Here is a 9,760-nt window from a genome sequence, read left to right as displayed (position 1 = left end):
CCACCGTCGCACAGGAAGTGAGTAGTGCTCATGAAACTTGCGGTCATCCCCGGTGACGGCATCGGTGTCGAGGTCACGGCGGAAGCACTCAAGGTGCTCCGCGCCCTCGTCCCGGATCTCGAGACGACCGAGTACGACCTCGGTGCCCGCCGGTACAACGCGACCGGCGAACTCCTGCCCGATGCCGATCTCGCCGCGATCCGCGAGCACGACGCGATCCTCCTCGGCGCCATCGGCGATCCGTCGGTCACGCCCGGCGTCCTCGAACGTGGTCTCCTCCTGAACATGCGGTTCGCGCTCGACCACCACGTCAACCTGCGTCCGTCGCGCCTGTACCCGGGCGCGAAGTCGCCGCTCGCCGCCGACCACGACATCGACTTCGTCGTCGTCCGCGAGGGCACCGAGGGCCCGTACACCGGCAACGGGGGAGCGATCCGCGTCGGCACCCCGCACGAGATCGCCACCGAGGTCTCGGTGAACACCTGGTTCGGGGCCGAGCGCGTGGTCCGCTACGCCTTCGAGCTCGCGCAGACCCGCCGCAAGCACGTCACGCTCATCCACAAGACGAACGTGCTGTCGAACGCCGGCGCCATCTGGACCCGCGCCGTCGAGAGCGTCGGTAAGGAGTTCCCCGAGGTCACCACCACGTACTGCCACATCGACGCCGCGACCATCTACATGGTCGACGACCCGTCGCGCTTCGACGTCATCGTCACCGACAACCTGTTCGGCGACATCATCACCGACCTCGCCGGCGCCGTGACCGGCGGTATCGGCCTGGCCGCGAGCGGCAACATCGACGCGTCGGGCACCAACCCGTCGATGTTCGAGCCCGTCCACGGCTCGGCACCGGACATCGCCGGCAAGGGCATCGCCGACCCCACTGCGGCGATCCTGTCCACCGCCCTGCTGCTGCGCCATCTCGGGCGCGAGGAGGATGCTGCACGCGTCGAGCGGGCCGTCGAGGCCGACCTCGCGAATCGTGGCACCGGTCCGATCGTGACCACCGAGATCGGCGATCGGATTGCTGCTTCTCTCTGATCTCTGAGCGCGGATTCTCTCTGGGCACGGAGTTCTTCGGCACAAACGCGCGTGGCGCCGGCGGGNNCGCGCGTTTCGCGTATCAGTCCTTCGGTACCACCGGGACCGCCGCTGCGGGAGCGATGGCGGCCAGAGCGAAGGCCGCAGGGAATCCGACCGCGGCGATGAGCCCACCGAAGACCGGTCCGACGGCCGCGGCGAACACGAACTGTCCGGTGTTCTGGATCCCGAGTGCGCGGCCGCCCCAGAACGGGCCGGCGATCTCCGCGACGGCAGTGAATGCCAACCCGTTCGGCGCCGACGTCAGGATCGACGCGACGAGCAGGACACCCACCGCGATCGCCGAATCCGTCCACGCCGTCACGGACAGAGCGACCATCGACACGACGACCGATGCGGCGACGAGGCGCATCGGTCCCAGCCTGCTGCCCACCCGATCGGACCAGGCCCCGGTGACGACACGTCCGAGGGCGCCGAGGATCTGGGCGGCGGTGATGACGAGACCGGCGCCGACCTCGTCCCAGCCGCGGTCGGCGATGAGCCAGACCAGTGCGTAGGTCCACACGACGTACTGCGGCACCACGAGCAGGATCGACGCGAGATGGATCCGCGTGAGCGACATCGAACTCCGGTAGGGATTGCCGAGCACGCCTGCGCGCTCGGCCTCCGCCCGTCCGGGTCGCGGCGGATCCACCACGCCGACCGCGCAGGCGACGGCTGCCAGCCCGCACGCGAGCATGGGAAACGCGAGTGCCCAGGCGATCCCGTGATCGCCCGCGAGCGTCGGGATGACGAGTGCGCCCGCGGCGACACCCAGCGGCACCGACATCTGCCGGATGCCCATCGCGAGGCCGCGCTGGTGGGGCGGGAACCATCCGACCACCACGCGTCCGCTGGCCGAATTGGCGCTCACGGCGCCGGCTCCCGCACACATGAGCAACAGGCCGAGCAGTGCGGCGGAGGCGGTGCGGGACAGGTCCAGCGAGGTGGTCGCGCTCGCGAACCCCATCGCGACGGCCGCGATCCCGAGCCCGGCGGCCAGCGCGAGACGTTCGCCGAACCGGTCGGCGATCGCGCCCCACACGACGAGCGTGAACACGCCGCCGAGGATCGGTGCGCCGGCGAGGGTTCCGGCCTGGGCGAGGGTGAAGCCGCCCTCCTGGTTCAGAGTCGGGATGAGGAAGGCGATGCCGTTGATGACGGTGGCCTGGGAGGCCTGTGCGAGGACGCCGAGGGCCAGGATCAACCATCGACGCCGACCGATGTCCGGAGTATCCATGATTCCCACTATCTGAGAAAGTCGTACCGTTATGTGAAATCCGAGTCGGACTCTATACCCGCGGCACCCGGGCGTCGATCGCAGTGAGCGCGCACCGATAGACTCCGGACATGCGCCTTGGTCGAATTGCCAGCCCGGATGGTGTCGCGTTCGTGAGCATCGAAGGGGAGGGGGAGTCCGCGACGGCGAAGGAGATCGCCGAGCATCCCTTCGGGAACCCCACCTTCACGGGCCGGAGTTGGCCCCTCGCCGACGTGCGAATTCTCGCTCCGATCCTCGCCACCAAGGTGATCGCGGTGGGCCGCAACTACGCCGCCCACGCCGCCGAGTCGGGCAACGAGGTCCCCGACGAGCCGATGATCTTCCTCAAGCCCAACACGTCGATCGTGGGCCCGGGCGCTCCCATCGTGATTCCGCCGACCACGTCGCTCGTCCACCACGAGGCCGAACTCGCCGTGGTCATCGGACGCCCCTGCAAGGACGTCCCCGCTGCGAAGGCCCGGGAGGCGATCCTCGGCTACACGATCGCCAACGACGTGTCCGCGCGCGACCACCAGCGCAAGGACGGACAGTGGGGCCGGGCCAAGGGCCACGACACCTTCTGCCCGCTCGGACCGTGGATCGAAACCGACATCGACGCTTCCGATCTCGAGATCTCCGCGGAGGTCGACGGACAGACCCGCCAGCGCAGCCGCACCTCGAAGATGGTGCACGACATCCCGAAGCTCGTCGAGTGGATCTCCGGTGTCATGACCCTGCTGCCGGGCGACATCATCCTCACCGGCACCCCCGAGGGCGTCGGACCGATCGAGCCCGGTAACACCGTCTCGATCACCGTCGAGGGCATCGGGACGCTCACGAACCCCGTCATCGCCAAGGGATCCTGACCGGAGCTCGCAACGGGGCGGATAGCCTGGGATGGTCTCCCGTCGATCCTCAACCCTGAGCGAGTCATGACCACCAGCGAAGTACGCGTACGTTTCTGCCCGTCACCGACCGGAACCCCGCACGTGGGTCTGGTGCGCACCGCCCTGTTCAACTGGGCTTTCGCGCGTCATCACGGCGGCACCTTCGTGTTCCGCATCGAAGACACCGACGCCGCACGCGACACCGAGGAGTCGTACCAGGCGATCCTCGACGCCCTCCGGTGGCTGGGTCTCGAATGGGACGAGGGTCCGGAGGTCGGCGGACCGTACGAGCCGTACCGGCAGTCGCAGCGGCGCGACCTGCACCTCGAGATCGTGCAGAAGCTCGTCGACGCCGGTGAGGCCTACGAGTCGTTCTCGACGCCGGAAGAGGTCGAGGAGCGGCACAAGGCCGCCGGCCGCGATCCGAAGCTCGGCTACGACAACTTCGACCGCGACCTCACCCCGGAGCAGCGGCAGGCCTTCCTCGGCGAGGGTCGCAAGCCGGTCGTGCGACTGCGCATGCCCGACGAGGACCTCACCTGGAACGACCTCGTCCGCGGGGAGACCACCTTCAAGGCGGGCTCGGTGCCCGACTTCGCGCTCACCCGCGGCAACGGCATCCCGCTCTACACGCTCGTCAATCCCGTCGATGACGCGTTGATGAAGATCACACACGTCCTGCGCGGCGAGGACCTGCTGTCGTCGACCCCGCGCCAGCTCGCGCTGTACGCGGCGCTGCAGCGCATCGGCGTCACCGATTTCACACCCGAGTTCGGCCACCTGCCGTTCGTGATGGGGCAGGGCAACAAGAAGCTCTCCAAGCGCGACCCGGAGTCGAACCTCTTCCTGCACCGCGATCGCGGTTTCATCCCCGAGGGCCTGCTCAACTACCTCGCCCTGCTCGGCTGGGGTCTCGCCGACGACCGCGACGTGTTCTCCCTCGACGAGATGGTCGCGACCTTCGAGATCTCCAAGGTCAACTCGAACCCCGCCCGGTTCGACCAGAAGAAGGCCGACGCCATCAACGCCGAGCACATCCGCCTGCTCGAGCCGGAGGAGTTCGCGGCGCGGCTGAAGTCCTATCTCGTCGAGCACGGCCGGATCGGGGCCGACGTCGACGAGGCGCTCTTCAGGACGGCCGCCGACCTCGTACAGACCCGCATCGTCGTCCTCGGGGACGCATGGGACCTGCTGAAGTTCCTGTTCGTCGACGAGGCCGACTTCACGCTCGACGAGGCGTCCGCGGCCAAGAACCTCAAGGAGGACGCCGCGCCCGTACTCGACGCCTCCGTCTCCGCCCTCGAGGGCCTGTCCGAGTGGACCACGCCGGAGATCGAGGAGGCGCTCAAGAGTGCACTGATCGAGGGTCTCGAACTCAAGCCGAGGAAGGCTTTCGCTCCCGTGCGGGTCGCGGTGACGGGCTCGCACATCAGCCCGCCGCTCTACGAGTCGATGGAACTGCTCGGCCGTGAGCGCACCCTTGCACGACTGCGTGCCGGGCGGGCGCGCATCGCCTGACCCCTGCGTGGTCGCTCTCGGCCCGAGCTCGATTTCATACCTCTGACCAGGCGATTTGTAGTTGGTGGCGGGGTTGGTGCTAATCTTCTTCTCGGTTCGGAACGGAGGCCACAACGCCCGCAGGGCAGGCCGAAGGAACAAACCATTGGGGTATGGTGTAATTGGCAACACAGCTGATTCTGGTTCAGCCATTCTAGGTTCGAGTCCTGGTACCCCAGCTGAGACGCGGCGGTTTGCCCGCAACGTCTCGGCCAGCTATGCTGGCTGAGCTTCCTTCGGGAAGCGAAGAGAAGAAGTTCCATAGGCCCCCGTCGTCTAGCGGCCTAGGACGCCGCCCTCTCACGGCGGTAGCGTGGGTTCGAATCCCATCGGGGGTACAACGGACTACCCACCGATCTCCGGGTCGGTGGGTGTTCTTCTCTCGGAGGTATCGATCCGTCGATTCCTCGGAAAGTTCCAGGCCCCCGTCGTCTAGCGGCCTAGGACGCCGCCCTCTCACGGCGGTAGCGTGGGTTCGAATCCCATCGGGGGTACAACAACGAAGGCTCTCCGATCATCGATCGGAGAGCCTTTCTCGTATGTGCGGTCAGTGCGCGGCGGACGGAAGATAGGCGCCCGTCGTGCCGCCTATCTCCATGGCAGGCATCCCGAGCTTGCGGTGATCCCACGAACGCACCCGCGCGGGCACCACGCGGACGGCCACCCGCTTGTGCATCATCTGCTCCACCGCGGGGCGCGCCTCGTCGGTGTAGGGGGCGGTGTACCGCTCCCACACGTCGCGGCACACCTCGAACAGGCGGTCGTGGTCGTCCAGGATCTCCGCGCGCCCCTCGATCGAGACGCCACGCAACTGGTCGTAGGTGTCGCCGGCCTCGACGAGGACGGTCACGCGATCGTCGCGCCGGAGATTGACGACCTTCTGTGATTTCGCCTTCGTCTCGAACCAGATCTCCCCGTCGAGCACGGCGTACCACATGGCGACGAGGTGCGGGGTGCCCGTCGGTCCGAGGGTTGCCAGGTTCGCGACCCGGCTGCGGCGGAGGAACTCGTCGATCTCCGAGTCCGTCATCGTGATGTCTGCGCGGCGGTTGGTTCCCATGCGAAGCACTCTGGCACAGCGTGGGGCCGCACGGCTGTCTTCCTCCCGCCCCGCCCGTGTCCCTCCTGGGCTCCACCCGGGAGGGACACGGGCATGCGGTCGGCCTCAGAGACGCTTCTGGAGCGCTTCTGCGGCGGCGAGGAGGTCGGCGGCCCAGCGGGCGCCCGGTCGGCGGCCCATGCGGTCGATGGGGCCCGATACGGAGATCGCGGCGATCACGCCACCGGTGCTGTCGCGCACGGGTGCTGCGACCGACGCCACACCGGGTTCGCGTTCGGCGGCGCTCTGCGCCCAGCCGCGGCGGCGGACCTCGACGAGCACGCGTTCACCGAAGGCCGCGTCGGGGAGGATGGCGCGCTGGGTCGCCGTATCGGCCCACGCGAGCAGAACTTTCGCGCCGGAGCCGGCCGTCATCGGAAGGCGTGCGCCGACGAGGACCGTGTCGCGCAGACCGGTCGGCGGTTCGAGAGCCGCGACGCAGACCCGCTGGGTGCCCTCGCGGCGGTACAACTGCACGCTCTCGCCGGTGATCTCGCGCAGGCGGGGGAGGACGAGCGAGGCAGCCTCGACGAGCGTGTCGCCTGCGCCCGCGGACAATTCGGCCAGTCCGGGGCCGGGGCGCCACTGTCCGTCGCTGTCGCGCATGAGGAGACGGTGGACCTCGAGGCCCACGGCGAGACGGTGCGCCGTGGCACGGGGCAGGCCGGTCCGCGCGCACAACTCGTTGAGGTTGCACGGCTGTTCGGCAACCGCATGGAGGACTGTCATCGCTTTGTCCAGCACTCCGATCCCGCTATGCTGTCTCATAGGTCGATACCTCCGTCTCGCATAATGGGAAGCATATCGCATGCCGAGAACGGTGGGGACGACGCCATACGCGGCCGGACAGCCCCCGGGATCCCGCGTTCGTCACGTACGACAAGGTGGAGAAGATGGCTGGAAAGACTCTGGCGGAAAAGGTGTGGGACCAGCACGTGGTCGTGCGCGGTGAAGGAGAGGGATCGGCGCGACAGCCGGACCTGATCTACATCGATCTGCATCTCGTACACGAGGTGACCAGCCCGCAGGCCTTCGACGGTCTGCGGCTGGCCGGACGCCGGCTGCGGCGTCCCGATCTCACGATCGCCACCGAGGACCACAACGTCCCCACGGTGGACATCGACAAGCCGATCGCCGACCCGGTCTCGCGCACGCAGGTCGAGACCCTGCGTCGCAACTGCGAGGAGTTCGGTGTCCGTCTGCACCCCATGGGCGATCTCGATCAGGGCATCGTCCACGTGGTCGGCCCGCAGCTCGGTCTCACGCAGCCCGGCATGACGGTGGTGTGCGGCGACAGCCACACCTCCACCCACGGCGCCTTCGGCGCACTGGCGATGGGCATCGGCACCAGTGAGGTCGAACACGTCATGGCGACACAGACGTTGTCGCTGCGTCCGTTCAAGACGATGGCCATCAACGTCGACGGCACCCTCGCGCCGGGAGTGACGAGCAAGGACCTCATCCTCGCGATCATCGCGAAGATCGGCACCGGTGGCGGACAGGGCTACGTCCTCGAGTACCGCGGCGAGGCGATCCGCGCACTGTCGATGGAAGCGCGGATGACCATCTGCAACATGTCGATCGAGGCGGGCGCCCGCGCCGGCATGATCGCCCCCGACGAGACCACCTACGAGTTCATCAAGGGCCGCCCGCACGCCCCGAAGGGCGCCGACTGGGACGCCGCCGTGGAGGCGTGGGAGCAGCTGAAGACCGACGACGACGCGGTTTTCGATGCCGAGGTCCACATCGACGGCAGCGCTCTGACCCCCTTCGTCACGTGGGGCACCAACCCGGGCCAGGGCGCTCCGCTCGGGTCCAGCGTTCCGGTACCCGCGGAGATCGCCGACGAAACCGAGCGGTCTGCAGCGGAGAAGGCGTTGCGCTACATGGATCTCGAACCGGGCATGCCGCTGCGCGATGTGAAGATCGACACCGTCTTCGTCGGCTCGTGCACCAACGGCCGCATCGAGGATCTGCGTGCCGTGGCGGATGTCCTGCAGGGCCGCAAGGTCGCCGACGGCGTCCGGATGCTCGTCGTGCCGGGTTCGATGCGGGTGCGCGCGCAGGCGGAGGAGGAGGGTCTCGGCGAGATCTTCACCGCCGCAGGGGCCGAGTGGCGTCAGGCCGGGTGCTCGATGTGCCTGGGCATGAACCCCGACCAGTTGGCGCCGGGCGAGCGTTCCGCGTCGACCTCGAACCGGAATTTCGAAGGACGGCAGGGCAAGGGCGGACGGACGCATCTCGTCTCGCCGGCCGTGGCCGCCGCAACCGCGGTGCGGGGAACGCTTTCCGCACCGGCGGATCTGGACTAGACCACAGGACCGACGAGGAGAATTTTCGATGGAAGCCTTCACCACTCACAAGGGCATCGGCGTCCCGCTGCGCCGCTCCAATGTCGACACGGATCAGATCATCCCGGCCGTGTACCTGAAGCGCGTCACCCGTACGGGATTCGAGGACGGTCTGTTCGCCGCATGGCGCAACGACCCGTCCTTCGTCCTCAACACCCCGCCCTTCGACCGCGGCAGCGTTCTCGTCGCCGGACCGGATTTCGGCACCGGCTCCTCGCGTGAGCACGCCGTGTGGGCGTTGTCGGATTACGGATTCCGGGTCGTGATCTCGTCCCGCTTCGCCGACATCTTCCGCGGCAACGCCGGAAAGGCCGGTCTGCTCGCCGCTCAGGTCTCGCAGGACGACGTCGAACTGCTGTGGAAGCTCATCGAGCAGCAGCCCGGACTCGAACTGGAAGTGGATCTCGAGAACCGGACGGTGACCGCCGGAACCACCGTGGTGCCGTTCACCATTGACGACTACACGCGGTGGCGTCTGCTGGAGGGTCTCGACGACATCGGATTGACATTGCGCCAGGTAGACGCGATTTCCGAGTACGAAAAGTCAAGGCCGTCATGGAAACCGAGTACCCTTCCGGCGCCCTGAAAAACACCCCCGAACGCGCCTTCTCCGGGCCCGGTCCGACGCTCCCGTCGGGCCGGGCCCGGAGGTTATTTGCATGAGAATCCGCGTGGCACATAGACTCTTGCCCGTTTGCGGGTCTACCGTGGACTGGAGTCGGTCTGACGGTGGACCGTGTATGTGCGGAGGAAATCAATGAACAAGGCAGAACTGATCGACGTTCTGACCGAGAAACTCGGTTCGGACAGGCGCACCGCCACCGCGGCCGTCGAGCACATCGTGGACGCGATCGTTCGCGCCGTGCACGACGGTAAGAGCGTCACCATCACCGGATTCGGTGTCTTCGAGAAGCGTCGCCGGGCCGCTCGTGTCGCGCGGAACCCGCGCACGGGTGAGACGGTCAAGGTCAAGCCGACCTCGGTGCCGGCCTTCCGTCCCGGCCAGTCCTTCAAGAACATCATCGCGGGCACCCAGAAGCTCCCGGCTTCGGGTCCGGCCGTGAAGCGCGGTGCAGCTGCAGCGGCCAAGAAGACCGCGGCAGCGAAGAAGGCGGCCAAGAAGACTGCGGCCAAGAAGACCACGGCGACCAAGTCGACCGCGGCGAAGAAGACCACCGCAGCGAAGAAGACCACGGCGGCGAAGAAGACCACCGCCACCAAGTCGACTCCGGCGAAGAAGACCACCGCGGCGAAGAAGACCACGGCGGCCAAGTCGACTCCGGCGAAGAAGACCACGGCGACCAAGTCGACCGCGGCGAAGAAGACCACCGCGGCGAAGAAGACCACGGCGGCCAAGTCGACTCCGGCGAAGAAGACCACCGCCACCAAGTCGACCGCGGCGAAGAAGACCACCGCGGCGAAGAAGAGCCCGGCCAAGAAGACCACGGCCCGCAAGAGCACCAAGAAGTAACACCCACCCGCGATGCGGCTCGCACACGTGCGAGCCGCACAGGTGAGACGACGG

The 9,760-nt window shown here is 67.6% G+C and carries 9 protein-coding genes and 3 tRNA genes; 9 read left to right on the top strand and 3 right to left on the bottom strand.

The window, feature by feature from the left end; all coding sequences use genetic code 11:
- Positions 1-30 precede the first annotated feature (30 nt).
- A complete protein-coding gene (locus ACLBYD_RS27305) occupies positions 31-1,041 on the top strand; it encodes a 3-isopropylmalate dehydrogenase (RefSeq protein ID WP_447818887.1) in 1,011 nt (336 codons plus the stop codon).
- Between the two features lie 82 nt (positions 1,042-1,123).
- On the opposite strand, the gene ACLBYD_RS27300 is transcribed toward ACLBYD_RS27305, so the two are convergent.
- Positions 1,124-2,320 (bottom strand): MFS transporter, encoded by a 1,197-nt coding sequence (locus tag ACLBYD_RS27300; protein WP_447818886.1) that lies wholly within the window; start codon positions 2,318-2,320, stop codon positions 1,124-1,126.
- A 110-nt stretch (positions 2,321-2,430) separates the two neighbouring features.
- Between ACLBYD_RS27300 and ACLBYD_RS27295 the strand changes: the two genes are divergently transcribed.
- From ACLBYD_RS27295 to ACLBYD_RS27275, 5 genes are all read left to right on the top strand, one after another.
- Positions 2,431-3,207 (top strand): fumarylacetoacetate hydrolase family protein, encoded by a 777-nt coding sequence (locus ACLBYD_RS27295; RefSeq protein WP_447818885.1) that lies wholly within the window; start codon positions 2,431-2,433, stop codon positions 3,205-3,207.
- A 66-nt stretch (positions 3,208-3,273) separates the two neighbouring features.
- Positions 3,274-4,746: a glutamate--tRNA ligase gene (gltX, locus tag ACLBYD_RS27290; RefSeq protein WP_447818884.1), complete on the top strand. Its 1,473-nt coding sequence runs from the start codon at positions 3,274-3,276 to the stop codon at positions 4,744-4,746.
- A gap of 146 nt (positions 4,747-4,892) precedes the next feature.
- Positions 4,893-4,964 (top strand) — tRNA-Gln (locus ACLBYD_RS27285).
- An 86-nt stretch (positions 4,965-5,050) separates the two neighbouring features.
- A tRNA-Glu gene (locus tag ACLBYD_RS27280) sits at positions 5,051-5,123 on the top strand.
- A gap of 83 nt (positions 5,124-5,206) precedes the next feature.
- Positions 5,207-5,279, top strand: a tRNA-Glu gene (locus ACLBYD_RS27275).
- A 53-nt stretch (positions 5,280-5,332) separates the two neighbouring features.
- Here ACLBYD_RS27275 and ACLBYD_RS27270 read toward each other — a convergent pair.
- Positions 5,333-5,845 carry a pyridoxamine 5'-phosphate oxidase family protein gene (locus ACLBYD_RS27270; RefSeq protein WP_447818883.1) on the bottom strand — a complete coding sequence of 171 codons (513 nt, stop codon included), beginning with the start codon at positions 5,843-5,845 and terminating at the stop codon, positions 5,333-5,335.
- 105 nt (positions 5,846-5,950) lie between these two features.
- The gene (locus ACLBYD_RS27265) at positions 5,951-6,652 is read right to left on the bottom strand and encodes an IclR family transcriptional regulator (protein WP_060651456.1); all 702 of its coding nucleotides are present in this window, start codon (positions 6,650-6,652) and stop codon (positions 5,951-5,953) included.
- 116 nt (positions 6,653-6,768) lie between these two features.
- Here ACLBYD_RS27265 and leuC point away from each other — a divergent pair, with 116 nt between their 5' ends.
- The 3 genes from leuC to ACLBYD_RS27250 all read left to right on the top strand — a co-directional run bounded on the left by leuC (position 6,769) and on the right by ACLBYD_RS27250 (position 9,706).
- Positions 6,769-8,196, top strand: coding sequence for a 3-isopropylmalate dehydratase large subunit (gene leuC, locus ACLBYD_RS27260; RefSeq protein WP_420714498.1), 1,428 nt, complete (start codon positions 6,769-6,771; stop codon positions 8,194-8,196).
- Positions 8,197-8,224: 28 nt separating this feature from the next.
- Entirely contained in the window at positions 8,225-8,821 is a 597-nt protein-coding gene (gene leuD / locus ACLBYD_RS27255; protein ID WP_016935315.1) for a 3-isopropylmalate dehydratase small subunit, read from the top strand.
- A 171-nt stretch (positions 8,822-8,992) separates the two neighbouring features.
- Complete coding sequence (locus tag ACLBYD_RS27250) at positions 8,993-9,706, top strand: HU family DNA-binding protein (protein WP_088897189.1); 714 nt, start codon at positions 8,993-8,995, stop codon at positions 9,704-9,706.
- Positions 9,707-9,760: the final 54 nt, after the last annotated feature.

The sequence above is a fragment of the Rhodococcus sp. C26F genome (genome assembly GCF_053345925.1).
Note: the sequence above shows the minus strand (reverse complement) of the source record. Positions and strands in the feature narration are given on the sequence as shown.